Source organism: Streptomyces sp. HUAS 31, assembly GCF_028198125.1.
Taxonomy (GTDB): Bacteria; Actinomycetota; Actinomycetes; order Streptomycetales; family Streptomycetaceae; genus Streptomyces; species Streptomyces chartreusis.
Genome location: NZ_CP116353.1, coordinates 8,435,157 through 8,460,562 on the forward strand (window position 1 = coordinate 8,435,157; position 25,406 = coordinate 8,460,562).

Sequence of the window (25,406 nt, forward strand, 5' to 3'; positions counted from 1 at the left end):
GGCAGGTCAGTCGAGGCGGACGGGGGGCACCTCGTCCGCCACGGCGGGAATGCGCTGCTGCGGGATCGACACCGCGCCCTGCTGGATCGCGACCGTGCGGGTGGGCGCCGGGATGCTGATGCCCTCCCTGCGGTAGCGCCGGTGCAGGCGCTTGATGAACTCGTGCTTGATCCGGTACTGGTCGCTGAACTCGCCGACGCCCAGGATCACGGTGAAGCCGATCCGGGAGTCGCCGAAGGTGTGGAAGCGGATGATCGGCTCGTGGTCCGGGAGGGCGCCCTCGACCTCGGCCATCACCTCGCCGATGACCTCGTTCGTCACACGCTCGACGTGGTCCAGGTCGCTGTCGTAGGCGACGCCGACCTGGACGAGGATCGTCAACTCCTGCTCGGGACGCATGAAGTTGGTCATGTTCGACTTCGCCAGCTCGCCGTTGGGGATGACGATCAGGTTGTTGGAGAGGGCCCGCACGGTCGTCTGGCGCCAGTTGATGTCCTCGACGTAGCCCTCCTCGCCGCTGCTCAGCCGGATGTAGTCGCCGGGCTGGACGGTCTTGGAGGCGAGGATGTGGATGCCCGCGAAGAGGTTGGCGAGCGTGTCCTGGAGCGCGAGCGCGACCGCCAGACCGCCGACGCCCAGGGCGGTGAGCAGGGGCGCTATGGAGATGCCCAGCGTCTGGAGCACCACCAGGAAACCGATGGCCAGGACCAGGATCCGGGTGATGTTCACGAAGATCGTGGCCGAACCGGCGACACCGGGACGGGACTGCGTGACCGAACGCATCACCCCGGCGATCCCGCGGGCCGCCGCCAGCGTCACGACGAAGATGAGCAGCACGGTCAGCGTCTGGTTGACGTTGTGCTGGACCGTCCTCGTCAGCGGCAGCGCCGCGCCCGCGGAGGCCGCGCCACCGAGGAACGCCGACCACGGCACCACGGTCCGCAGCACGTCCACGATGAGGTCGTCGCCGCTCCAGCGGGTGCGGTCGGCGTGCCCCCGCAGCCAGCGCATCAGCATCCGCAGCAGGAACGCCGCGAGCAGGCCCGCGGCCAGCGCGATCCCGGCGATGACCAGGTCGTCCACGGTGAGCGCTCGGTTCACCGGTCACCTCCGGGGAGAAGAACTGCGGCGAATCCATCCGCCGACGGCCGGATGTGAAGTCTCGTCACGTTGTCACCTGCTCGATTTCCGCGATGTGCCGTCGTGCCGGTCACCCATCCCCCGTGACCGGCACGAGGGCTCATCCTGCCGTATCGGGTACACGTGTTCGTACCGGGAGCGTCGGCCGGATGGTCCCGGCGACCGCTTTCGGGCATTCTCTCCCGGACCGCCGTCTCCTCGGAGGGCCGAACGGCCGCACGCCGGGGCTCGCTTGATGCGCGGGGGCAGCACACGGGTCGCACACGGCGGTGCGCGCCCCGCCGGGCGGGGCGCCGGCGGTGCCGGTCCGCGCGGCCCCGTCACATGTCCGTGAACGAACCGTGCCGTCCGGCGCCGGAGGCGAAGCGGGCCGCACCCTCCATGCTCTCGGCCAGCACGCCCATGCCGTGCGCCAGTTCACCGCGCATCGCCGCCTGCTCGTCCAGTCCGTCCTGCTCCAGCACGGAGGCGCGGTCGGCCCGCAGACACGCCTGCGGGAACCCGGCGATCGCGGCGGCCAGTTCCTCCGCCTCGGCGCGGGCGCGTCCGCTCGGCACGACCCGGTTGGCGAGCCCCATGTCGTGGGCCTCGCGGGCGGTGACCGGCCGCCCCGTGAGGATCATGTCCAGGGCGCGGCTCGTACCGATCAGCCGGGGCAGCCGTACCGTGCCGCCGTCGATCAGCGGCACGCCCCAGCGCCGGCAGAACACCCCGAACACGGCGTCCTCCTCGGCGACCCGCAGATCGCACCAGAGGGCGAGTTCCAGGCCGCCCGCCACCGCGTGCCCGGCGATCGCCGCGACGACCGGCTTCGACAGCCGCAGCCGCGTCGGCCCCATCGGGCCGTCGCCGTCCTCGGCCACCCGGTTGCCCCGCTCGGTGCCGAGCGCCTTGAGGTCGGCACCCGCGCAGAAGGTGCCGCCCTCGCCCCACAGCACCGCCACCCTGGCCTCTTCGTCCGCCTCGAACTCCCGGAAGGCGTCGACGAGTTCGGCGGCCGTCGGCCCGTCGACCGCGTTGCGGACCTCGGGGCGGGAGAGGACGACGGTGGTGACGTGTCCCTTGCGCTCGATACGGACCGGCATGGCGGGGCCCTCCTCAGGTCGGACCTCGTACGTTACTTGCCGGTCACTTGGCCTTCCAACGGAAGCGCCCCTCAGATGACCTTGAAGCGCACCAGCGCCCCCAGCGTCAGCGCCCCGGGCAGCAGCGGCAGCCACACCGTGATGATCCGGTACGCCAGCACCACCGCGGTCGCCACCGCGACCGGGCCGCCGACCGCCACCAGCGCCACGATCAGCGCAGCCTCGACCGAGCCGAGGCCGCCGGGAGTCGGCACGAGGGCGACGGCCACGGTCGCCGCGAGATACGCGAGGGCCATGTGCGCCGGCGGCACGTCCAGGCCCAGTGCCATCCCGACCAGCACCAGCCCGGACGCCTGGAGCGTCGGAAAGGCGATCGAGCCGCCCCACAGGGCCAGCGCGCGGGAGGGGCGGGTGTGCACCGAGCGTGCCTCGCCCAGCGCGGTGCGCAGGAACGACAGCACGGCGGTGCGCAGCCTCCGGACCAGGGCGAAGAGGGCGACGACCACGACCACCACCGCGCCGATGACCAGCAGCAGCGGACCCCACGCCCCGTCCGGCAGCAGCGGCCCCGGCCGGAGCGCGTGCGGGAAGGCGATGAGCAGCGCGGCCAGCAGGCCGACCCGGGCCACGCTCTCCGCCAGCAGATACAGCGCCAGCGCGGCCGAGGAGCGCGCGAGCGGCAGCCCGCACACCGTCATGAAGCGCAGGTTCACCGCGCTCGCACCGAGCCCGGTGGGCAGCAGATGGTTGGCCGAGCCCGCCGCGAACTGCGTGACGAGCAGCCGCAGCCTGGGCAGCCGGTCGACCACGGCGCCCTGCCGGGTCACCGCCGCCGCCACCCACGTCAGGCAGGTGGCTCCGGCCGCGGCGAGGAGCCACGGCCACTTGGCCGTCGCCAGATGGCCGATGCCCTCGGCGAGCACGGTCCGGTGCCGCACCGCGACCAGGACGACCAGGGCGAGCGGAAGCAGGACCAGTATCTGGCGGATCGGGACGCGCCGGAGCAGGCGTCCCGCGTGGAGTCGTACTGCGGTCACATCGGGAGAGGTTTTCCGTGCCGCGACAACGGCGGGTTGCGGAAGCGGAGACGGCGGCTTACGGACCGGCTGCGGACGGACACCGATCTTCGCGAAGTCGGCGATATTGACCTCAACGTTGCTTGAGGTCCTACGTTTCCTCCCATGAGCATGGAGACCACAGCCTGGACGCAGCTGCACAGCGTCATGAACGCGGAGCGGGAGCGCCGCCCGTTCGCCCGCGCCACACTGCGCCGCATCGGCGCCTTCGCCCGCCCGCACCGCCGCAGGATCGCGCTCTTCGTCGTGCTGGGGGTGGTGACCGCACTGCTCGCCGTCGCGACCCCCGTCCTGGCCGGACACATCGTCGACGCGATCGTGACGCGGGGCGACCAGCGCACCGTCGTCCGCCTCGCCCTGCTGATCGCCCTGATCGCGGTCGCCGAGGCGGCGCTCGGGATCCTCGCGCGGCGCCTGTCGGCGGCCCTCGGCGAGGGTCTCATCCTCGATCTGCGGACGGCTGTGTTCGATCATGTGCAGCGCATGCCGGTCGCGTTCTTCACACGTACTCGTACGGGAGCGCTGGTCTCCCGTCTCAACAACGACGTGATCGGCGCCCAGCGCGCCTTCAGCAACACCCTATCCGGCGTGGTCAGCAACCTCGTCACGCTGGTGCTCACCCTCGCCGTCATGTTCACCCTGTCCTGGCAGATCACCCTGCTCGCCCTCGTCCTGCTGCCGGTGTTCGTGATCCCGGCCCGGCGCATGGGGCACCGCATGGCCGGGATGCAGCGGGAGGCGGCCGCGCTCAACGCGGCGATGGGCACCCGTATGACGGAGCGCTTCTCGGCCCCCGGCGCCACGCTGGTCAAGCTCTTCGGGCGCCCGCAGGAGGAGTCGGAGGAGTTCGCGGACCGTGCCCGGCGTGTCGCGGACATCGGTGTGCGGACCGCCACCGCCCAGTCGGTGTTCATCACCGCGCTCACCCTGGTGTCCGCCCTGGCCCTCGCCCTTGTCTACGGCCTCGGCGGCTGGTTCGCCCTGCGCGGCACCCTGGAGCCGGGCGACGTCGTCGCGCTGGCGCTGCTGCTGACCCGCATGTACGCGCCGCTCACCGCGCTCGCCGGTGCTCGCGTCGAGGTCATGAGCGCCCTCGTCAGCTTCGAGCGCGTCTTCGAGGTGCTCGACCTGCGGCCCCTCATCGAGGAGAAACCGGATGCCGGGAAGGTCCCCGAGGGCCCGGTGGCGGTGGAGTTCGACAACGTCCGCTTCGGCTACCCGTCCGCCGACAAGGTCTCCCTCGCCTCCCTGGAGGAGGTGGCCAACCTCGACACGCGCGGCGGCGCCGAGGTGCTGCACGGCGTCTCCTTCCGCGCCGAACCCGGGCAGACCGTCGCCCTCGTCGGCTCGTCCGGCGCAGGCAAGTCGACCGTCGCCCAACTCCTGCCGCGGCTCTACGACGTGGACGAGGGCGCGGTACGCGTCGGCGGCGTCGACGTCCGCGACCTGAGCGCCGAGTCCCTGCGCGACACACTCGGCATGGTCACCCAGGACGGCCACCTCTTCCACGACACCGTCCGCGCCAACCTGCTGCTCGCCCGGCCCTCGGCGACCGACGCCGAACTCTGGGACGCCCTGTACCGATCCCGCCTCGACGAACTCGTACGGTCCCTGCCCGACGGCCTCGACACCGTGGTCGGCGAGCGCGGCTACCGGCTCTCCGGCGGTGAGCGCCAGCGCATGACCATCGCCCGGCTGCTGCTGGCAGGCCAGCGCGTCGTCATCCTCGACGAGGCCACCGCCCACCTCGACAACACCTCGGAGGCCGCCGTCCAGGAGGCGCTCGCCGAGGCCCTGGAGGGCAGGACGGCGGTCGTGATCGCGCACCGGCTGTCGACCGTGCGGGCGGCGGACCTGATCCTGGTGGTCGAGGCCGGCCGGATCGTCGAACGCGGCACGCACGAGGAGCTGCTGGCGGCCGAGGGGCGCTATGCGGAGCTGTACCGCACCCAGTTCGAGGAGCGGCCCGGCGGGATCACGGAGGTCGAAGTGGTGGCGTAGAGGGCGGCGCGGCCGGCGACCGAGGGGGCGGAATCGGCCAAGGTCGTCGGCCGTACCCATCAGGAACAAACAAACATCGACAGCCTCATTGCTTCCCCTGTGTTCTCAACCTAATGTGCGTTGGGTTTCCGAACAGCACCGCACATGATCTGACGCTCCCTCAAGCCGTGCAGCGCCGCACTGTCGTCCCGAGGAAGGCCACCGTCGATGCCGCTCTCTCCCGCGTCCCCCAACGGCCCGTCCCGCTCGCCGGGCATGCCGGTCAGCCGCCGCCGTCTGCTGGAGGGAGGAGCCGCCCTGCTCGGCGCGCTCGCCGTCTCCGGGTCGTCCGCCACGGTGCACGCGGCCGACGGGACCCCGACGGCGGCCGGCACCCCGGAGTGGAACGGCCACATCGACGTCTTCCGGATCGGCACCCAGCCGCCGCACACGACGCTCATGCCGTACGCCGACGTCGCCCAGGCGCTGGCCGCCGACCGCACCCGCTCGCCGTACCGCCTGAGCCTCGACGGCGCATGGAAGTTCGCCTACGCCGACCGGCCCGACGACCGGGACGCCGACTTCCACCGCACCGACGTCGACGACAGCGACTGGGACACCATCCCCGTGCCCTCGGTCTGGCAGATGCACGGCTACGACCGCCCGATCTTCGTCAACATCACCTACCCCTGGTGGGGCCCCAACGGCCTCGGCGAGGAGGCGCAGCCCCCGGCAGCGCCCACCCGCTTCAACCCGGTGGGCCAGTACCGGCGCACCTTCACCGTGCCGCGGGGCTGGGCGGGACGCCGGACGTTCCTGCACTTCGAGGGCGTCAAGTCCGCGCACTACGTGTGGATCAACGGGGAGTTGGTCGGATACGCCGAGGACTCCTTCACCCCCGCCGAGTACGACATCACCGAGCACCTGCGGCCCGGCACCAACCAGATCGCCGTGGAGGTGTACCGCTTCTCCGACGGGGACTGGCTGGAGGACCAGGACATGATCCGGCTGAGCGGGATCTTCCGCTCGGTCCACCTCTACTCCACGCCGGCCGTCCATCTGCGCGACTTCAAGCTGGACACCCCGCTCGGCGACGACTACACGGCCGCCGAGCTGGCCGTGACCGCGAGCGTGCGCGCGTACGACGGGCGGGGCGAGGGCGACTACTCCGTCGAGACGCAGTTGTACGACGCCGCCGGCCACCCCGTCTGGCCCAGACCGCTCCAGCAGCCCGTCGACCTGACCTCCGCACCCGCCGGCGAGGACGTGATCGTCCGGGCGAGCAGGGCCGTCCCCGCGCCCAGGCTGTGGTCCGCCGAGCACCCGAACCTCTACACCGCCGTACTGCGCCTGCGCGATCCCGCGGGCAGGGTGACCGAGACCCTCTCGCACCGCGTCGGCCTGCGCGAGTTCGCGCTCAAGGACGGCCTGATGCGGATCAACGGCAAGCCCGTCTCGTTCCGCGGCACCAACCGGCACGAGATGCACCCCGACAGCGGCATGGCGCTCACCCGCGAACACATGGTCACGGACATCGAGATCATCAAGCGGATGAACATGAACTCCGTCCGCACCTCGCACTACCCCAACAACCCGCTGTGGTACGAACTCGCGGACGAGTACGGCCTCTACCTCGTCGACGAGACCAACCTCGAGACCCACGGCATCCGCGGCGAGTACCCCGGCGACCACGCCGACTGGACCAAGGCGTGCGTCGCCCGTGCCCAGGCCATGGTCCACCGCGACAAGAACCACGCCTCGGTGGTCGTCTGGTCGCTCGGCAACGAGGCGGGCGGCGGCAGCACCTTCGTCGCCATGCACGAATGGATCAAGTCCTACGACACGACGCGCGTCGTCCAGTACGAGGGCGACGACCGCCCGGCGATCAGCGACATCCGCTCGGAGATGTACGACAGCCCCTCCCGCGTCGAACAGCGCGCGAAGGACACCTCCGACACCCGGCCGTACGTGATGATCGAGTACGCGCACGCGATGGGTAACTCCAACGGCAACTTCAAGGAGTACTGGGACATCGTCCGCCGCTACGACGTCCTCCAGGGCGGCTGGATCTGGGACTTCGTCGACCAGTCGCTGAGCTGGCCCGTGCCCGTCCGCAAGATCCTCACCGAGTCCGGGCCCGGTGGACTGCGCGGCGAGGTCCTCACCGCCAGCGGTACGTTCGACCGCGCCAAGGGTGTCTCCGGCGCCACCGTCTTCCCCCGTGACTCCCGCCTCGACCTCACCGGCTCGCTCACCCTCGAAGCCTGGATCACCCCGCACCACACCGGCTACCACCAGCCGATCCTCGCCAAGGGCGACACGCAGTACGCGCTCAAGCAGTCGGACCGGACCCTGGAGTTCTTCATCTACGGCGGCGGCCAGTGGATCACCGCGAGCTGGGCCCTGCCGGACGACTGGACCGGCAGCGAGCACCACATCGCCGGTGTCTTCGACGCGGACGCAGGCACGCTCACCCTGTATGTCGACGGCGCGGAGAAGGCCACCCGTACCACCACGCGCAGGCCCGCCGCCAACACCGCGCCCCTCGCGCTCGCCACCGATGTCGACAACCCCACCCGCGAGTTCAGCGGCACGATCCGCCGGGCACGCGTGTACGCGCGTGCGCTGAGCGCCGCCGAGCTCGGCTCCGACTCACGCGGCCCCGGCGACGACGGCGTACGGTTCTGGTTCGACGCGGCCACCGCCGGCCTCACCGAGAAGCGGCCCCGGCAGAAGACGTTCTTCCCGTACGGCGGCGACTGGGGCGACAACCCCAACGACGGCACCTCCAACGCCGACGGCATCGTCACCGCCGACCGCCGGTACACCGGCAAGGCGGCCGAGATCAAGCGGATCTATCAGGCCGTCCACGCGACACCCGCCTCCGGTGACGTACTCGCTCCCGGATCGGCGATCACCCTCACCAACGAGTACCTGTTCACCAACCTCCGTGAGTTCGACGGCTGTTGGGAACTTCTCGCCGACGGCAAGGTGATCCGCCGCGGCAAGCTGAGCCGCGCCCAGCTGGACGTCCCGCCCCTGAGCAGCAAGGACATCACGGTGCCGGCCGGCCTGCCGGGCGACCCGGCACCGGGCACCGAGTACTTCCTCGAACTGTCCTTCACCACCAAGGACTCCACCCCCTGGGCGAAGGCCGGCTTCGAGGTGGCCAAGCAGCAACTGCCCCTCGACGCCGACGTCCCGGCCGTGACGCCCGCGCCGCTGGCGAGCGTGCCCGTGCTGAAGCACACCGACGGGGACCAGGCGGTCACGGTCAAGGGCAAGGACTTCTCCGTCACCGTCGACAAGAGCACCGGGACCATCACCTCCTACGAGGCCCGGGGCACCCGGCTCATCACCTCGGGCCCCGTGCCGAACTTCTGGCGGGCGCCCACGGAGAACGACCGCGGGAACGGCCAGCACACCCGCAACCAGACCTGGCGCGACGCGGGCACCGACCGGGCCGTGACCGAGGTCAGCACACGCCCCCTGGGTGACAAGGCCGTCGAGATCAAGGTCGCCGGCACCCTGCCGACGGCCGTCGAGTCGACGTACACCACCACCTACACCGTGTTCGGCAACGGCGAGATCAAGGTCGACAACACCCTGCACCCGGGCGCCGCGTCCCTGCCCTACATCCCTGAGGTCGGCACGCTGCTGCACCTGCCAGGACGGTTCGAGCGGCTGCGCTACTACGGCCGCGGACCTGAGGAGAACTACGTCGACCGCCGCGACGGCACCGACGTGGGCGTGTACTCCGGCACGGTGTCCGAGCAGTGGACGCCGTACATCCGGCCCCAGGAGAACGGCAACAAGACCGACGTCCGCTGGATCGCCCTGACCGACGCCTCGGGCAGCGGCCTCCTCGTCTGCGGGGAGCCCCTGCTGGAGGTCAACGCCTCGCACTTCACCCCGGAGGACCTGTCTTCCGGAGTACGGCACGAGTACCAGCTCGCCCCGCGCGAAGAGGTCGTCCTGCGCGTGAACCACAAGCAGATGGGCCTGGGCGGCGACAACAGCTGGGGCGCCCACACCCACGACCGGTACAAGCTGTTCCCGAGCCGGGACTACTCCTACACCTACCGGCTGCGGCCGCTGGCCGACGTGGCCGGGGCGATGGCGGCCTCGCGCAGGCCGACCGGGGTGGAGTGACCGAGGGGATGGGGGTCCGGACGCGCGCCCGGACCCCGGTCAGCCGGTGTCCAGGGCGCCCACCAGACTCGCCACCGTCACGGTGTTGAAGACGAACGCGATCGCGGAGTTGGCCGCCACCGTGCGCCGCATCTCCCGCGAGATCACCGACACGTCAGTGGTCCCGAACGTCGTCATGACCGACAGGGCGAAGTAGACGTAGTCGGCCCAGGCGGCGGGCTGGTCGCCCGGGAACTCCAGGCCCCGTTCGTTCTCCAGCAGGTTGTCGGCCTGGAAGGTGACCGCGAAGGACACGCACACGCACATCCAGGCCATGACGACGAGAGCGAGCGCCGTCAGCACCCGGGGCTCCACGGGGAACCGTGAACCGAGATGCCCGGGGCGCCACACCACGGCCACCACGAGCGCGGCCGCCGCGATGAACAGCGACACCCCGGGGCCGGGCGCGGTCCCGAGCACATAGCGCTGGAGCAGCGTGCCCCGGTCGCTGCGCTCGGCCCAGTTGCGGATCCGCTCGTCGGAGGCCGTCGAGAAGGCGGGCACCGTGAGGACGAGATAGGTGAACAGATAGACGAACAGGATCACCACGCCCGCGTCCGCGCCCGAGAACGCCCCCAAGTGGTCACGGAGGGCGGCCACCAGGGCCAGAATCGCCGCCACGAGGAGCGCGACGACGGTGCTCACTCCCGCTCGACGGCGTTCGGAGAGCCAGGAATGCACCGACGAACTCCTCTGGATCGCGGCTTTCACACCGATCTCACCCTGTTCGGGCGAAGCCGTAGCCTAGTGGCCCGGCCTTGCTTTTCACCCGCGCAGCGCGCGGCCGGGAATCCCGCGTGACGAGCCTCTCGATGCGGTCCCGCACGGCCTTTCCGTACGCTGGTCCCGCCCATCGGGTGCATGAGCCCTTGACCTGCACAAGCAGGCAGGGAGCCGAACATCAGGGAGTACTTCGTGCTGCGCACCATGTTCAAGTCCAAGATCCATCGCGCCACCGTCACCCAGGCCGACCTGCACTACGTGGGATCGGTGACCATCGACGCGGATCTGCTCGACGCCGCCGACCTGCTGCCCGGCGAGCTCGTCCACATCGTCGACATCACCAACGGCGCCCGCCTGGAGACCTACGTCATCGAGGGCGAGCGCGGCTCGGGAGTCGTCGGGATCAACGGGGCCGCCGCCCATCTCGTCCACCCCGGCGACCTCGTGATCATCATCAGCTACGCTCAGATGGCCGACGCCGAGGCGCGGGAGTTCCAACCGCGGGTCGCGCACGTGGACGGCGCCAACCGGATCGTGTCCCTGGGCGCCGACCCGTCCGAGCCGGTGCCGGGCTCCGACCAGGAGCGCAGCCCGCAGGCCGTACCGGTGGCCTGACCGCCGCACTCGGCAGCAGACGGAAGACGGACCAGGGAGCGTGCCATGAGCGACATCGAGATCCGCGACGACCGTGCGGCGGGCCGCCTGGAGGCCCTCAAGGGCGACGAAGTCACCGGCCACATCGAGTACTTCGTCCTTGAGTCCCCGGCACGCGCCCTCGTCCCCGTCCACACGATCGTGGAACCGGCCCACGAGGGGAAGGGCATCGCGGGTTCCCTGGCGCGCGAGCTGTACGGCATGGCGGAGCGCGAGGGAATCGTCGTGGCGCCGCTGTGCCCGTACGTCGTGAAGTGGGCCGAACGCCACCCCGACGAGGCCCCGGCCGCCGACCCGGCGCTGCTGGAGGCGGCCAAGGACTGGCTGCGGGCGCACCCCGAGCGGTTCTGACGCGGGGCGGTTCCGAGCGGGCCGTTCCTGGGCGGGGCCGGCAGGGACGACACCGGGCCTGACGCGGGGCGGTTCCGAGCGGGCCGTTCCTGGGCGGGGCCGGCAGGGACGACACCGGGCCTGACGCGGGGCGGTTCCGAGCGGGCCGTTCCTGGGCGGCCCGGCAAGGACGACACTGGTCCTGACGGGCCCACTTGGCCGCCGTCGTTGACGCGGGTGAGTGACTGGTGGCGCGGCCCTCGGGTACGCGGGGGAGTAGTCCAGAGCCGATGTCACGGACTGCTGGAGGACGCCATGACCAACCCGTATCCGGACCCGGTCCATCCGGGACCGACCCCGGGCCCGGAACCGCCGCATCCGGAGCCGCCGCACCCCGAGCCGCACCCGGTTCCGCCGCCGGAGCCCACGCCGGCTCCCGAGCCGCCCCCACCCGCACCACCTCCGCCCGGACCGCCCCCCACGCCCGGTCCGCCCCCGACTCCGGGTCCCCCGCCCACCCCGGGTCCGCCCCCGCCGGGACCCCCGAGCCCGCCTCCGCCCCAGCCCCCGGACCCTTCCCCGTCGCCGATCCCACCGGGACCGGAGCCGGTGCCGAGCCCCGAGCCGGGGCCGCCGCTCACCTGAGCCCGCCATGTACGCAGGGTGAGACCGACGCCGGTTCCTGCCGCGCGACGAGCGCCGGCTCGTGCTGATCCGGCGCTCGTCGACGGGGTCGGTGCCGGTTCAGGTGGCGACGAGAAGTCGCCACCCACCGCACGCGCCCGGGAGCGCGGAGAGCTGTGCGATCAGCTCCCCGCGCACCCCCGCGCCCCAGGGCCGCACACGGCCCGCGCGCCGACCCGCCCGGACCGTTCTACGGCGCGATCTCGAACCGGGGCGGTCGGAGCCCCGCCAGGCACGACTTGTTCGGCGCCGTCGGAGAGTCGAAGAAGGAGACGGTGATCGAGCGCGCGCACGGCGATTCGGCGAACGCGACATGAGCGACGTAGGGGACCGTGACGACCGTCGACCGGCTCAGGGTGCGGGCGACGTAGGCGCCGTTGCTCGCCCCGGTCTGGGCGTCGAAGCCGGCCGACATGACGAGCGTCGGGATGCTGCTGCGCGTCACGTTCCTGATCGAGCGCGGGGCCGGGGGAACGCTCCAGGCACGGCAGTCCGCGTGGAGGAAGGGGAGCTGCGGCGCGTTGGCCAGGACCGAGCGGGGGAACGACGGGAAGGCGCGCCGCCCCGCCCGGATCACATCGGCCTCGCTCTCGAAGGGCGTCCACTCGGAGCAGAAGACGCCGTAGGCGAGGCCGTGGGCGAGCCTGCCGATGGCCTGGGGGCTGAGTTTGCCGCCGGCCCACTGTTCGGCGATGCGCTGCGGATTGCCGTGGGCCAGTTCGTCGATGGAGCGGGGCACTCCGGCCGCCAGATGGGTGGCCGAGGTCAGCCAGTTCACCAGGACTCCGCCGTCCAGCACGACCTTCACCGGTGCCGGGCGGCTCGGGACCGTCACGGTGGTGGTGATGGGCCGGGCCTCGAGCTGACGGACGAGGCGCTCGAAGGTGTCCGACAGATGCGGGTAGCGCCGGTTGCAGGAGGGCTGCTGGGCGCATGCCCTGAACAGGCCGTCGAAGCCCTGACGTGCGGCACTCCAGGTCAGGCTCGCCCCGGCGAGGGACGGCGGGAGGACGCCGTCGATGCCGACCGACCGGACGCCCTGCGGGAACTTGCGCATGTAGGTGAGCGCCAGGTCGGTGCCGTAGGAGATGCCGAACACGTTCCACTGTCTGATGCCGAGCGCGACGCGCAGGGCGGCGTAGTCGGCGGCGCTCTCACCGGTGTTGTAGGCGCTGAGGGCGGCCCCTTGGCGCTTCAGCTGCTCGCGGCAGGCCCGCGTCGCCCGGACGTGCAGGCGTCCGGTGGAGGGTGCGCCGTAGACGAGGCCGACGGAATCGGCGTTGAACCGGTCGATGTTCGGGCACAGGAGAGCCGGATCGGCCGAGTACGTGCCGCGCTGCGACATGAAGATGACGTCCCGGTCACGGTTCAGGCCGCCGTCGATCGCCAACTGGGCCTCGGAGACCGCGTCGTCTCCCGGTCCGCCGGCGAACCACACGATCGGGTCGGCCGCCCGCTTCTTCACCGCCGCCACGATCGCGACGCCGAGGGTGATCGTCCGCCCCTTGGGCCGGTCGTGCTTCTCGGGCACGGTGAGCGTGCCGCAGCGGGCCCCTTCGAGCGCGGGGATCGGATCGGCGGTGCGCGGGCAGGGGCCCGGCACGAAGCGGGCGTCGCCCACCGTGCGGGCGACCGTGCCGAGCGGCGCTCCCGGGCCGTTCTCGGCACTGGCGGGCGCGGCGACGAGACCGGCGAGGAGGAGACCGGCGGTGGCTCCGGCGAGCGCGGCAGGGAGCCGTCGCGGGGTGCGCCGGTGGTGGGGCTGACGGATGGACATCATGCGGTCTCCGGGGTGGGCGTGATGGTGAACGGCTTCGGCGAGAGCCCCGACACACAGCGGGTGTCGGGCGCGGTCGGACGGGCGAGGAATGAGGCCAGGACGTTCTGCGCGCAGGGCGACTGGGGGACCACCCAGTGGCCGATCCCGGGAATCCGCACGACGGTCGACCGGGACAGCGTGCGGGCCGCGTAGGCGCCCCAGCGCGCCCCGGTCTTCGCGTCGAAGGTGCCGGACAGCACGAGCGCCGGCACCGTGCTGACGGTCGTCACACGCTGGACGGCGGTGCGGTCCGGGACGCTCCAGGCGCGGCAGACGTCGTACTCGAAGGGAAGCTGCGGCGCCTGCGCCAGGACCGTGTCAGGGAACCCGGGGAAGGCCCGGCGCCCCGCCCGCAGCAGGTCGGCCCGCGTGTAGCCGGGCACCCATTCGCTGCACGCGACCGACTGTGTGAGGCCGTGCGCGAACTCGCCGAGGACGGGTGTGGCGCCGGCGGCGCGGGCCCGCGCGAAGCGGGTCGGGTTGCCGTGGGCGAGCTCGTCGAGGGCCGCGGGGACGTCGACGGCCGGTACGGCGTTGGCGACCAGCAGATTGACCAGGGCGCCCCCGTCGAGGACGACCTTCACCAGGGCCCCTCCGGCCGGCGGCCGCGCCATCACCGTCAGGGGGCGTGCCTCCAGCCGCCGGACCTGTTCCGTCAGCACACGCGGGAGGTTCGGGTAGCGCTTCTTGCAGCGTGGCTGAGCCGCGCAGGCCGCGAAGATCGTCCGGATCCCCTCACCGGCGCTGTCCCAGGTCCACGGCAGACTGACGATCTGCGGAGGCACGACCGAGTCGATCGCGACCGAGCGCACGCCCCGGGGGTGTCGGCGCAGGTAGGTGAGCGCCAGGTCGGTGCCGTACGAGTAGCCGTAGACGTTCCACCGGTCGATGCCCAGCGCCCTGCGCAGGTCTGCGAAGTCCGCCGCGTTCTCGGTGGTGTTGTAGGCGCTCAGCTCCACTCCGCGTGCCGTGACGCGGGTGAGGCGGTGGCGGCACTCCTTGGTCGCGCGGACCAGGAGCCGCCCGGTCGACGGGGCGTCGTAGCGCAGCCCCACGGCGTCGGCGTAGAAGCGGTCGACCTCCGGGCAGGCGAGGTTCGGCTGTGCGTGGAGCGTCCCGCGCTGGGCCATGACGATCAGGTCGCGGTTCCGGTTCAGGCCCGAGTCGATCAGGAAGGGGATGTCCCCGATGGCATCGCCGCCGGGACCCCCGGTCATGAACACCACCGGGTCCTTGGCCGGCCTCGCCGACACGGCCGGGATGATGGCGACGGTCAGCCGGATGGTCCGCCCGCCGTGCCGGGCCCGGTTCTCGGGGACCTCGAGCACCCCGCACCGCCCCGGAATCGGCTCGGGCACGGCCGGGCAGGGACCGGGCACGAACCTCGCGGGCGATACCGGCCGCGGCCCGCCCAGGGGCGCCGCCACGGCACCGCCGGGTGTCGGGGCGAGCACGGCCAGGAAGGCCAGCCCTGCCGCGACCAGCCCCGCTCCGCCACGAACCCGCCGTCCGCGTCTCTGTACGTACCCGTACCGCGTCCGCCTTCGTACGGACCCGCCGTTCCTGTGAACGGGCGGCACGCAGCCCGCCCTGTTGCCCCATTTGGCCATGTGATCCCGTTTCTCCGACGTCCCGGACACGTCGACGTCGACGACGCCGCGTGGCGCCGCCCGCCGGCGGTCAGGTCTCGGCGGGCACGGCGTACGTCAGCCTGGGCGGGCGGGCGGAAGCCCACCACTCGTGGGCGCCAGTCGGAGCAGTCCGGGCTCACCCGGACAGAGGTCCGCCCCCCGCCCGGTCGAGAACCGGGCAGGGGGCGGTCACATGACGGTCGGCCAGGTGCTAGGAGGAGACCTCCGAACGGTCGCCGCCCCACAGCGTGTGGAACGAGCCGTCGCGGTCGGTGCGACGGTAGGTGTGCGCACCGAAGAAGTCGCGCTGCCCCTGGGTGAGCGCCGCCGGCAGCCGCTCGGCGCGCAGTGCGTCGTAGTACGCGAGGGCCGCGGCGAAGCCCGGCGTGGGCACGCCCTGCCGGGTCGCGGCGACCAGGACCTCACGCCAGTCGTCCTGCGCGGCCGCGATCTCCTGCGCGAACGTGTCGTCCGACAGCAGGCTCGGCAGGTCGGCGCGGGCGTCGTAGGCCGCCCGGATGCGGTCCAGGAAGGCCGCGCGGATGATGCAGCCGCCGCGCCAGATGGCCGACACGGCACCCAGGTCGATGTCCCAGTCGTACTCGGCGCGCGCCGCGTCGATCTCGTGGAAGCCCTGCGTGTACGACACGATCTTCGACGCGTACAGCGCCTGCTCGACCCGGTCGGCGAAGGCCGCGGCCTCGGCCTCACCGAGCGGCGTCGCCTTCGGACCGGCCAGTCCGCGAGAGGCCTCGCGCAGCGCCGCGTGCCCGGACAGGGAGCGGGCGAAGACCGCCTCCGCGATACCGGACACCGGGACACCCAGGTCGAGCGCGATCTGCACGGTCCACCGGCCCGTGCCCTTCTGCTCGGCCTGGTCGACCACCACGTCCACGAACGGCTTGCCCGTCGCCTCGTCGACGTGGGACAGCACCTCGGCGGTGATCTCGATCAGGTAGGAGTCCAGGCGGCCCTGGTTCCAGGTCCGGAAGATCTCCGCGATCTGCGCGGGCTCGTACCCGGCGACGTCCCGGAGCAGCTGGTACGCCTCGCCGATGAGCTGCATGTCGGCGTACTCGATGCCGTTGTGCACCATCTTCACGAAGTGACCCGCGCCGTCCGGACCGACGTGCGTCACGCAGGGCGCGCCGTCCTTCGCCTTCGCGGAGATCTTCTCCAGCATCGGGCCCAGCGAGTCGTACGACTCCTTCGGGCCGCCGGGCATGATGCTCGGCCCGTGCAGCGCGCCCTCCTCGCCGCCGGAGACGCCCATGCCCACGAAGTGGATGCCCTGCTCGCGCAGGTCCCGCTCGCGGCGGCGGGTGTCGGCGAAATGCGCGTTGCCGCCGTCGATGATCATGTCGCCCGGCTCCAGCAGCGGCGCGAACTCCTGGATCACCGCGTCGGTCGGCTCACCGGCCTTCACCATGATCACCAGGCGCCGCGGGCGCTCAAGCGCCGCCACGAACTCCTTGGCGGTCTCGGCCGCGATGAACTCGCCCTCGTTCCCGAACTCCTCCACCAGCGCCCGCGTACGCGCGGGCGTCCGGTTGTGCACAGCGACCGTGTAGCCGTTGCGGGCGAAGTTCCGGGCCAGGTTGCGGCCCATGACCGCGAGACCCGTGACGCCGATCTGCGCCGAAGTGCTCATGCGTTGGCTCCTAGTGACCTCGATATATCAGCGGTGCCGGTCATGCCCGCCAGTATTTCCCCATCGTCCATCCTGACGTGCCGGTACTCCGAGCGCACATCCGGGGTGGCGTGATGTCGCAGGCACATACGCACGAAACGCCCCGGCGCACTCAGCCGTCCCGGGTGCCGGACAACGTGCGCCCCTTCCGCGCCACTTGGCGTACAGGGGCGGCTGATTTTCCGTCTTGTCATGGCCTGTTCGCAGCGCTTACTTTTGCCCCTCCTGACGCACGTCAATGGGGGGCTCCTTCATGGCCGTACGCGGCCGGCACCGCCGGTACCAGCCGAACAGGATCAACCGCGCCTCGCTCACCGTCACCGCGGGCGGCGCCGGCATGGCGCTCCCCCTCATCGGCACCGGCGTCGCACACGCGGCCGACCTGGACACCTGGAACAAGGTCGCCGCGTGCGAGTCGACCAGCAGGTGGCACGTCAACACCGGCAACGGCTTCTACGGCGGACTCCAGTTCGCCCAGTCCACGTGGGAGGCCTACGGCGGCACGCGGTACGCGCCGCGCGCGGATCAGGCCACCAAGGACCAGCAGATAGCCGTGGCGGAGAAGGTGCTGGACGGGCAGGGGCCCGGAGCCTGGCCCGTCTGCTCGGAGCGGGCCGGCCTGACCCGGGGCGGGGACGCCCCGGACATTCAGCCGGCCAGTACCACGAAGCAGACGCCGAAGAAGACCCCGAAGACCTCCGTCCAGGACGTCCAGCCGCAGAGCACGCCCCAGTCGCGGGCCGGCAAGGCCGAGATGTACACCGTGGTCCGCGGCGACACCCTCTCGGAGATCGCCGAGTCGCAGCAGGTCAAGGGCGGTTGGCGGGGCCTGTACGCCGCGAACCGCAAGGCCATCGGCGCGGACCCCGACCTGATCCTGCCCGGACAGCGCCTCGCCGTGCGTGGCAAGGCCGCCACCATCACGGAGCCGGCGCCCACCACCAGATCCACCCCGAAGAAGACCTCCGCCGAGCCGAAGGAAGAGGCCACCACCAGCAGCCGCTCGATGGTCGCCCCGGTGAGCGCGGCCACGGGCACGCCGTACCGCAAGGCGGGAGCGCTCTGGTCGAAGGGCTACCACACCGGCGTCGACTTCGCCGTGCCGACCGGCACGTCCGTGAAGGCCGTGGGTTCCGGCCAGGTCGTCAGCGCCGGGTGGGAGGGCTCCTTCGGTTACCAGGTGGTGATCCGGCACGCCGACGGCCGCTACACCCAGTACGCCCACCTCTCGGCGATCTCCGTGCGGGACGGGCAGTCGGTCGGGGCGGGCCAGCGCATCGGCCGGTCCGGGTCCACGGGCAACAGCACGGGCCCGCATCTGCACTTCGAGGTGCGGACCGGGCCCGGTTTCGGCGCCGACGTCGACCCGGTGGCGTACCTCCGGGCCGGCGGGGTCAGGATTTGACGCGCGTCCGGTGCCGGTCCAGCACCGGCAGTGGGACGTACGGGCCGCCGTAGAAGGGGCCGTAGAGGTTCGGGGAGTCGTGACCGTCGGGAAGCGCCGGCTCCGGCTCCTCGTACGGCGCCTGCGCGACCTGCGCCGGGATGAGGATGCCCTCGATGCCGTCCGGGACGAGGATCTCCTCGTGCAGCTCCTCGCGGGGGAGCGCCACGGCACGCTCCGGAAGCGTGTCCAGCAGCTCGGCGGCGGGGAGCGCGCCCAGGTCCCGCCCGGTGGGCGTCGCCTCGGCCGGTACCGTCTTCGGGAGGACCGGCTCGGTCCCGGTGCGGGCGATGCGCTCCGTCGTCAGCAGGATCAGGCCGCCCGCGGCCACCACACCGCAGCCCAGGGCGAGCACCGTGCCGGTGGTGCCGTACCGGAAGGTCTCGCCGAACATCGTGATGCCGACCGCGGCCGCCACCACCGGGTTCACGACCGTCAGCGTGGCCAGCGGCGCCGCGAGCCCCGCACCCCGGTAGGCGGCCTGCGACAGCAGCAGTCCGGCCGTGGCGAAGACACCGATCGTGGCCAGGGCGGGCACGTCGGCCGCCGACACCCCGCCGTTCCAGTCCACGGCGACGATCTTCGTGAACACCGAGGACATGCCGAAGGCTATGCCGGACGCCGTCGCGAGCAGCATGCTGCGCACCGCCGGGTGCCGGTGGGCCGCCCGGCCGGCGACCATCAGCGTCACCACGATGCCGCCGGTCACCAGCGCCACGGCCACCCGCTCCGCGGTGTCGAGGGACTGCGACTCGGAGGCGCCGACCAGGGACAGCAGCCCGGCGAGACCGACCGTCGCCATGATGGCGCCGCGCCAGGCCGTCGACCCGGCCCTGCGGCCGAAGAAGAGCGCCGCCATCGGCAGCGCGAACACGATCGTCAGGGCACCCGACGGCTGCACCAGACTCAGCGGACCGAAAGCCAGCGCCACCACATGAAGCAGACCACCGAGGCCGTTCAGCGCGACCGCCGCCCACCAGCCCGGCCGGCGCATCGGCGCGAACTGCTGCCCCGGCGAGGACACCGCGACACGCTCCTGCACGATCGCCCCGCCCGCGTAGGCGACGGCGGAGACGAGCGACAGCAGCACGGACAACGCGAGGGCGCTCATGAGCTGCTCCTCTGCGTGAAGCGGGGGCGCGAACCCCGGCGCGGCGAACGGTCGGCTTTCATAATCAACACGATGCCTCGAAAAGCTCTTCCCGTCGTCGTACCAGAGCACGCACTGTGTCGTACTGCCGATGGAGTACCCGAGCGCCGGACTCATCCCTCAGGGGGGTGACCCCGGGCGGAGACCCCCAGGTGAAGACCCCGACACCCCCTGGTACTACTGCTCTTCGTGGATCTCGACCCCGATCTCGCAGCGCTCCGGCCGCTCGGCGGCTTCTTCGTCCTACGCGCGACCGGGGAACCTCTTCGGCCACCCGCGACGCTGGCGCAGACCTACGCGCGGCCGGCCCTCCCGGACAACCAGGATCCTCTTGATTTCCGGGTCCGGAAAGTCGGGCACGCCCTGCGCGCCCCCGAGCCGCGCGTCGCCGCCTCCATCGCCCAGCAGGGCCTCGCCGCCCGGCTGTGGTCGGTCGCGCTCGGCTGCGCCGCCCTGTACGACGCCGTCCCCGACCTCGACCCGCGGCTGCTGCGCTGGGACCCCGACGGCAGCGCCCCCGACGACCTGTGGCTCACCGAGGTGCGACCGCGCCCCGCGGACCCGGCGACCGTCGCCGACGTCGTCCTGCACGGCCACCTCGAACCGCTGAACGCCGCCCTGCGCTCCCGGTACCGCGTCGCCGACGGTCTGCTGCGGGGCAACGCGGGGTCCGCGCTCGCGGGCGCCGCCCGGCAGCTCGACCAGTGGGCCCGCGCCCACGGCCGTACCGACGTCGCCGCGCGCACCCGCGCCCTGACCGCCGAACTCCTCGCCCACCCCCTGCTCGCCGGCACCGGCACCCTCACCGCGGCCGGGTTCCGGCGCCGCAGCTGCTGCCTCTACTACCGGGTGCCCGGCGGTGGCGTATGCGGTGACTGTTGCTTCACACGAGCCCCGCGCTCTTCCCCACACGCACCATCTGGGTGACCATGAAAGGGCAACCAGCCGCTGAGAACAGGGGGTTCCGGGTGCGAGTGGGACTGCTGACCCGGGAGTACCCGCCGGACGTGTACGGCGGCGCGGGTGTCCATGTCGAGTTCCTCGCCCGGGAGTTGCGGGATCTCGTCGACCTGGAGGTGCACTGCTGGGGCGAGGGCCGCGCGGTCGGGGTGCTGCGCCACCGCCCCTGGTCCGCGCTCGACACCGGCAACGACGCGCTGCGCACCTTCTCGGTGGACCTCGCCATGGCCGCCGGCCTCGAAGGCCGCGAACTCGTCCACTCCCACACCTGGTACGCCAACCTCGGCGGCCACCTCGCCAAGCTGCTGTACGGCATCCCGCATGTGATGACCGCCCACTCCCTGGAGCCGCTGCGCCCCTGGAAGGCAGAGCAACTCGGCGGCGGCTACGCCTTGTCCAGCTGGGCCGAGGCCACCGCGATCGAGGCCGCCGACGCGGTGATCGCCGTCTCCGGAGCCATGCGCGAGGACATCCTCGGCTGCTATCCCGCGCTCGACCCCGGGCGGGTCCACGTCGTGCACAACGGCATCGACACCACCCTGTACCGGCCCGACCACCGCACCGACGTCCTCACCCGCTTCGGCCTCGACGCCGACCGCCCGTTCGTGCTGTTCGTCGGCCGCATCACCCGCCAGAAGGGCGTGCCGCACCTGCTGCGCGCGATACGGCACATCGACCCGGCCGCGCAGGTCGTGCTGTGCGCCGGCGCGCCCGACACCCCCGAGATCGACCAGGAGTTCCGCGATCTCTACCAGGAGCTGAGCCGGGTCCGTGAGGGCGTGCACTGGATCCCGCAGATGCTGCCCCGCCCGGAAGTGATCCAACTCCTCACGCATGCGGCGGTGTTCGTCTGCCCTTCGGTGTACGAACCGCTCGGCATCGTCAACCTGGAGGCGATGGCCTGCGGAACCCCCGTGGTGGCCTCGCGGGTCGGCGGCATTCCAGAGGTCGTCGACGACGGCAAGACCGGCCTGCTCGTCCCGCTGGACGACGACTTCGAGGCCGGGCTCGCGCACGCCCTCGACTCCGTCATCGGCGACCCGGAGGCGGCCCGCCGGATGGGGGAGGCCGGACGGGAGCGCGCGGTGGGGGAGTTCGGCTGGGACGCGGTGGCGCGGCGGACGGCCGGGCTGTACCGGGAGATCCTCAAACAGGCTTAGTGCGCGCTACTCAGGGGCAGGCTGGCATCAACCACGGTGAGGGGAGCGGCCATGCGTCGTGGCGGACCTTCGGTGCTCGGAATCGTACTCGCGGGCGGAGAAGGCAAACGCCTGATGCCCCTGACCGCGGACCGCGCGAAACCAGCAGTCACCTTCGGCGGTACGTACCGCCTCGTCGACTTCGTCCTCTCCAACCTCGTCAACGCCGACATCCTGCGCATCTGCGTCCTCACGCAGTACAAGTCGCACTCCCTGGACCGACACATCACCACCACCTGGCGGATGTCCAGCCTGCTCGGGAACTACGTCACCCCGGTCCCCGCCCAGCAGCGGCTCGGCCCGCGCTGGTACCTCGGCAGCGCGGACGCCATCCTCCAGTCCCTGAACCTCGTCCACGACGAACGCCCCGAGTACGTCGCGGTGTTCGGCGCCGACCACGTGTACCGCATGGACCCGCGCCAGATGCTCGCCCAGCACATCGAGGGCGGCGCGGGCGTCACGGTGGCCGGCATACGCGTGCCGCGCGCGGAGTCGTCGTCCTTCGGCGTGATCAGCCCCGACACGGACGGGCAGACGGTGGACCGCTTCCTGGAGAAGCCCGCCGACCCGCCCGGACTCGTGGACGACCCGGAGTGCGTCTACGCCTCGATGGGCAACTACATCTTCACCACCAAGACCCTCGTCGAGGCGCTCCAGCGGGACGCCGAGGACGAGAACTCCGTGCACGACATGGGCGGTTCGATCCTGCCCCAGCTCACGGACCGGGGCGAGGCCCAGCTGTACGACTTCAGCGCCAACCACGTCCCCGGCGAGACCAACCGCGACCGCGGTTACTGGCGGGACGTCGGCACCCTGGACGCGTACTACGACGCCCACATGGACCTGATCGCCGAGCGCCCCGCCTTCAACCTCTTCAACCGCAGCTGGCCCATCTACACCCACTCGGGCCAGCTGTCCCCGGCCCGCTTCAACGCGGGCGGCATGGCCAGCGAGTCGATCATCAGCGCCGGGTGCCTGATCCGCGGGCAGGTCACGCGGTCCGTGCTGTCGCCGGGGGTCGTGGTCGACCCCGGGGCGGTGGTGCAGGGGTCGGTGCTGCACGACAACGTGCACATAGGGCGGGGCGCGGTGGTGCGCGGCGCGGTGCTCGACAAGAACGTCGACGTCCCCCCGGGTGCGACGATCGGCGTCAATCCGGAGCGGGACGCCGACCTGTACACCGTCTCCAAGGGGGGCGTGATCGCGCTGGGGAAGGGGCAGCGGGTCTCGTAGCCGGGGCCGGGAGACTTCCGGCTACGACAGCGCGGCCGTGAGCCGTTCCACGCCCGGACCGGACAGCCCGGCCAGTGCCGCGGGCCGGCCGGTCGCCAGGAGGAGCAGGTCGCCGACCGGTCCCCGGGCCTCGTCCGGCCCCTCACCCGTCGACCAGTCCGCGTCGGTCGCCACCAGGCGCACGCCGCGCAGCCGCTTGGCCGCGCCGTAGAAGCGGCTCGCCACCACGTGGTCCAGTGCCGCGACCGTCTGCTCCGCGGGCATCGCGTGTGCCCGCCCCAGGGGGCGGGCGATGTCCTGCCCGTGGACGAGGAAGTCGGTGAGCGGGTCCAGCGGGGAGGACAGGGGCGCGCGCCGTGCCGAGCCCGCGGTCTCGCGGATCTGCGCGATCAGTTCATGAGGGCCGAAGCGGGCCGCGCGCTCCCGGGCGACGTCGAACTCCATCCGGTTCCAGTCACCGCGCGCCCGGATCGCCGCCTTCAGCGTGCCCAGGAGCGTGGAGCGGGTCGACAGCGACAGATGGGCCACCACGTCGTGCACCGTCCAACCGGAGCACAGTGAGGGCACCGACCAGTCGCCGTCGTCGAGCCCGTCCAGAAAGCCGGCGAGATTCAGCCGCTCGTCCTTCGTCCAGGAAAGAACCCGATGTGTGTCCATGACCGACTCTCCTCAAGGGGGCGGGCGGCAGCGGCGGCCGCTGTGCTGTCGCTGCTGTGACCGCCGGTCGGGCAAGGACTGATCGGGCCACTGAGGTGACCTGAGTCACCCCCGCTTTGACGCCTCCCGGGTGACGCGCTCGGGATGCCCGGTGACGCTACCCGTGCTGAAGTGACCTCATATGCACCATGAGTCCCGCCCCTTTCACGAGAGGCGGGACTTAATCTGTCGTTAACTGAGCGTAGCTTGATCGTACTTGACTGTAATCGCCAGAGGGCGATTGACTGCTGGTCCACCCCTTCGTCGACGCGAGGCAAGCCATTGACTTCTGACCTGCTCGCCCCCCTCGACCTGGCGTTCTGGAACATCGAGTCCGCCGAGAACCCCATGCACCTGGCTGCGCTCGGGGTCTTCGCGGCGCACTCGCCGACCGCCGGGGCGCACGCGGCCGACCTGCTCGCCGCGCGAGCCGCCGCCGTGCCGGGGCTGCGGATGCGCATCCGGGACGCCTGGCAGCCGCGCGGCATCCTCCAGCCGTTCTCCTTCGGCGGCGCCGCCCGCGAGCCCGCGCCGCACTTCGACCCGCTCGACCACGTCCGGCTGCACGCCCCGACCGCCGACTTCCAGGCGGTGGCCGGACGGCTCATGGAGCGCCCGCTGGAGCGCGGCCGGCCGCCGTGGGAGGCGCATGTACTGCCGGGCGAGGACGGCGTGTCCTTCGCGGTGCTGTTCAAGTTCCATCACGCCCTCGCCGACGGTCTGCGGGCGCTGACGCTCGCCGCGGCCGTCCTCGACCCGATGGACCTGCCCGCGCGCAAACCCCGCCCGGAGGAGCCCTCGCGTCGGCGGCTGCCCGATGTGCGCAGGCTGCCGGGGCTGGTGCGCGGCGCCCTGTCCGACGTCGGCCGGGCACTGGACATCGGCGCCTCCGTCGCCGTGTCGACGCTGGCGGTGCGCTCGTCGTCCGCGCTGACCGCCGAGCCCAGCGGCACCCGCCGTACCGCCGGGGTCGTCGTCGACATCGACGACGTGCACCTGATCCGCAAGGCGGTGGGCGGCACCGTCAACGACGTCACCATCGCGGTCGTCGCGGGCGCCCTGCGCCGCTGGCTCGACGAGCGCGGCGACGGCAGCGAGGGGGTCGCGCCGCGCGCTCTGATCCCCGTCTCCAAACGCCGCCCGCGCACCGCGCACCCACAGGGCAACCGGCTCTCCGGCTACTTGATACGGCTTCCGGTGGACGACCCCGAGCCGCTGCGCCGCCTGGCCGCGGTGCGCACCGCCATGGACCGCAACAAGGACGCGGGCCCCAACCGGGGCGCGGGCGCCGTCGCGCTGCTCGCCGACCACGTCCCGGCGCTCGGTCACCGGCTCGGCGGACCGCTGGTCGGCGGTGCCGCCCGGCTCTGGTTCGACATCCTCGTCACCAGCGTGCCGCTGCCCGGCATCGCCCTGAAGCTCGGCGGCCACGCCGTCACCGAGGTCTACCCCTTCGCCCCGCTGGCCCGCGGCCAGTCCCTGGCGGTGGCGATCTCGACCTACCGCGGGCGCGTCCACTACGGGCTCGTCGCCGACGCCGAGGCCGTGCCCGATCTCGATGTGCTCGCACGGGCCCTGTCCGAGGAGGTCGCCGCGCTGATCACCGCCTGCGCCCCCTGAGCCCTCGTTCTCCGGCCTGATTCGCCGGATTTTGGAGGAGAGGCCCGGCCCTCCGTACAATTCCCCGTTCGAAAGCGGGCGCGACCGGAGCGCCGCGGGTG

At 72.0% G+C, this 25,406-nt stretch carries 18 protein-coding genes; 9 read left to right on the plus strand and 9 right to left on the minus strand.

Features of this window, described 5'->3' with window-relative positions; translation table 11 throughout:
- Positions 1-6: 6 nt before the first annotated feature.
- The 3 genes from PGH47_RS37380 to PGH47_RS37390 form a co-directional block, all read right to left on the minus strand.
- Positions 7-1,101, minus strand: coding sequence for a mechanosensitive ion channel family protein (locus tag PGH47_RS37380; protein ID WP_271667116.1), 1,095 nt, complete (start codon positions 1,099-1,101; stop codon positions 7-9).
- A gap of 359 nt (positions 1,102-1,460) precedes the next feature.
- Complete coding sequence (locus PGH47_RS37385; RefSeq protein WP_271667117.1) at positions 1,461-2,225, minus strand: crotonase/enoyl-CoA hydratase family protein; 765 nt, start codon at positions 2,223-2,225, stop codon at positions 1,461-1,463.
- 71 nt (positions 2,226-2,296) lie between these two features.
- Positions 2,297-3,262, minus strand: coding sequence for a lysylphosphatidylglycerol synthase transmembrane domain-containing protein (locus PGH47_RS37390; RefSeq protein WP_271667118.1), 966 nt, complete (start codon positions 3,260-3,262; stop codon positions 2,297-2,299).
- Positions 3,263-3,412: 150 nt separating this feature from the next.
- On the opposite strand from PGH47_RS37390, the gene PGH47_RS37395 reads away from it, so the two are divergent.
- Entirely contained in the window at positions 3,413-5,302 is a 1,890-nt protein-coding gene (locus PGH47_RS37395) for an ABC transporter ATP-binding protein (protein ID WP_271668243.1), read from the plus strand.
- A gap of 207 nt (positions 5,303-5,509) precedes the next feature.
- Entirely contained in the window at positions 5,510-9,433 is a 3,924-nt protein-coding gene (locus tag PGH47_RS37400; protein WP_271667119.1) for a glycoside hydrolase family 2 TIM barrel-domain containing protein, read from the plus strand.
- A gap of 39 nt (positions 9,434-9,472) precedes the next feature.
- Here the strand turns inward: PGH47_RS37400 and PGH47_RS37405 are convergent, their stop codons facing one another.
- Positions 9,473-10,153, minus strand: a complete 681-nt coding sequence (locus tag PGH47_RS37405; RefSeq protein WP_271667120.1) for a DUF1345 domain-containing protein — start codon at positions 10,151-10,153, stop codon at positions 9,473-9,475.
- A 234-nt stretch (positions 10,154-10,387) separates the two neighbouring features.
- Here PGH47_RS37405 and panD point away from each other — a divergent pair, with 234 nt between their 5' ends.
- Complete coding sequence (panD, locus tag PGH47_RS37410) at positions 10,388-10,810, plus strand: aspartate 1-decarboxylase (RefSeq protein WP_271667121.1); 423 nt, start codon at positions 10,388-10,390, stop codon at positions 10,808-10,810.
- A 45-nt stretch (positions 10,811-10,855) separates the two neighbouring features.
- Positions 10,856-11,200 (plus strand): GNAT family N-acetyltransferase, encoded by a 345-nt coding sequence (locus tag PGH47_RS37415; RefSeq protein ID WP_271667122.1) that lies wholly within the window; start codon positions 10,856-10,858, stop codon positions 11,198-11,200.
- 853 nt (positions 11,201-12,053) lie between these two features.
- Here PGH47_RS37415 and PGH47_RS37420 read toward each other — a convergent pair.
- From PGH47_RS37420 to gndA, 3 genes are all read right to left on the minus strand, one after another.
- On the minus strand, positions 12,054-13,643 hold the full coding sequence (locus PGH47_RS37420; RefSeq protein ID WP_271667123.1) for an alpha/beta fold hydrolase: 1,590 nt from the start codon (positions 13,641-13,643) through the stop codon (positions 12,054-12,056).
- Entirely contained in the window at positions 13,640-14,899 is a 1,260-nt protein-coding gene (locus PGH47_RS37425; protein WP_271668244.1) for an alpha/beta fold hydrolase, read from the minus strand. The genes PGH47_RS37420 and PGH47_RS37425 overlap by 4 nt, the downstream gene beginning before the upstream one ends.
- Positions 14,900-15,524: 625 nt before the next feature.
- The gene (gene gndA / locus PGH47_RS37430) at positions 15,525-16,964 is read right to left on the minus strand and encodes an NADP-dependent phosphogluconate dehydrogenase (RefSeq protein WP_271667124.1); all 1,440 of its coding nucleotides are present in this window, start codon (positions 16,962-16,964) and stop codon (positions 15,525-15,527) included.
- 292 nt (positions 16,965-17,256) lie between these two features.
- Here gndA and PGH47_RS37435 point away from each other — a divergent pair, with 292 nt between their 5' ends.
- Positions 17,257-18,408, plus strand: coding sequence for a transglycosylase family protein (locus tag PGH47_RS37435; RefSeq protein ID WP_271667125.1), 1,152 nt, complete (start codon positions 17,257-17,259; stop codon positions 18,406-18,408).
- On the opposite strand, the gene PGH47_RS37440 is transcribed toward PGH47_RS37435, so the two are convergent.
- Positions 18,398-19,558, minus strand: a complete 1,161-nt coding sequence (locus PGH47_RS37440; RefSeq protein WP_271667126.1) for a DMT family transporter — start codon at positions 19,556-19,558, stop codon at positions 18,398-18,400. The genes PGH47_RS37435 and PGH47_RS37440 overlap by 11 nt on opposite strands.
- 228 nt (positions 19,559-19,786) lie before the next feature.
- Between PGH47_RS37440 and PGH47_RS37445 the strand changes: the two genes are divergently transcribed.
- Genes PGH47_RS37445 through glgC form a run of 3 tightly spaced genes read left to right on the plus strand, consistent with a single transcriptional unit; the run spans position 19,787 to position 22,989 of the window.
- Positions 19,787-20,524, plus strand: coding sequence for a (2Fe-2S)-binding protein (locus PGH47_RS37445; protein ID WP_271667127.1), 738 nt, complete (start codon positions 19,787-19,789; stop codon positions 20,522-20,524).
- A 41-nt stretch (positions 20,525-20,565) separates the two neighbouring features.
- Positions 20,566-21,717, plus strand: coding sequence for a glycogen synthase (glgA, locus tag PGH47_RS37450; RefSeq protein ID WP_271667128.1), 1,152 nt, complete (start codon positions 20,566-20,568; stop codon positions 21,715-21,717).
- 51 nt (positions 21,718-21,768) lie between these two features.
- Positions 21,769-22,989, plus strand: a complete 1,221-nt coding sequence (gene glgC, locus PGH47_RS37455; RefSeq protein WP_271667129.1) for a glucose-1-phosphate adenylyltransferase — start codon at positions 21,769-21,771, stop codon at positions 22,987-22,989.
- 21 nt (positions 22,990-23,010) lie between these two features.
- Here the strand turns inward: glgC and PGH47_RS37460 are convergent, their stop codons facing one another.
- The gene (locus PGH47_RS37460) at positions 23,011-23,646 is read right to left on the minus strand and encodes a maleylpyruvate isomerase family mycothiol-dependent enzyme (protein WP_271667130.1); all 636 of its coding nucleotides are present in this window, start codon (positions 23,644-23,646) and stop codon (positions 23,011-23,013) included.
- A gap of 321 nt (positions 23,647-23,967) precedes the next feature.
- Here PGH47_RS37460 and PGH47_RS37465 point away from each other — a divergent pair, with 321 nt between their 5' ends.
- Positions 23,968-25,305, plus strand: a complete 1,338-nt coding sequence (locus tag PGH47_RS37465) for a wax ester/triacylglycerol synthase family O-acyltransferase (protein WP_271667131.1) — start codon at positions 23,968-23,970, stop codon at positions 25,303-25,305.
- The last annotated feature ends 101 nt before the right edge of the window (positions 25,306-25,406 follow it).

Excerpts from the sequence above, each read along its gene's own strand:
- PGH47_RS37385 (WP_271667117.1), bottom strand. The coding sequence starts at position 2,225 with ATGCCGGTCCGTATCGAGCGCAAGGGACACGTCACCACCGTCGTCCTC.
- PGH47_RS37395 (WP_271668243.1), top strand. The coding sequence starts at position 3,413 with ATGGAGACCACAGCCTGGACGCAGCTGCACAGCGTCATGAACGCGGAG.
- PGH47_RS37400 (WP_271667119.1), top strand. The coding sequence starts at position 5,510 with ATGCCGCTCTCTCCCGCGTCCCCCAACGGCCCGTCCCGCTCGCCGGGC.
- PGH47_RS37415 (WP_271667122.1), top strand. The coding sequence starts at position 10,856 with ATGAGCGACATCGAGATCCGCGACGACCGTGCGGCGGGCCGCCTGGAG.
- PGH47_RS37420 (WP_271667123.1), bottom strand. The coding sequence starts at position 13,643 with ATGATGTCCATCCGTCAGCCCCACCACCGGCGCACCCCGCGACGGCTC.
- PGH47_RS37425 (WP_271668244.1), bottom strand. The coding sequence starts at position 14,899 with ATGACCGGGGGTCCCGGCGGCGATGCCATCGGGGACATCCCCTTCCTG.
- gndA (WP_271667124.1), bottom strand. The coding sequence starts at position 16,964 with ATGAGCACTTCGGCGCAGATCGGCGTCACGGGTCTCGCGGTCATGGGC.
- PGH47_RS37435 (WP_271667125.1), top strand. The coding sequence starts at position 17,257 with ATGGCCGTACGCGGCCGGCACCGCCGGTACCAGCCGAACAGGATCAAC.
- PGH47_RS37440 (WP_271667126.1), bottom strand. The coding sequence starts at position 19,558 with ATGAGCGCCCTCGCGTTGTCCGTGCTGCTGTCGCTCGTCTCCGCCGTC.
- glgC (WP_271667129.1), top strand. The coding sequence starts at position 21,769 with ATGCGTCGTGGCGGACCTTCGGTGCTCGGAATCGTACTCGCGGGCGGA.
- PGH47_RS37460 (WP_271667130.1), bottom strand. The coding sequence starts at position 23,646 with ATGGACACACATCGGGTTCTTTCCTGGACGAAGGACGAGCGGCTGAAT.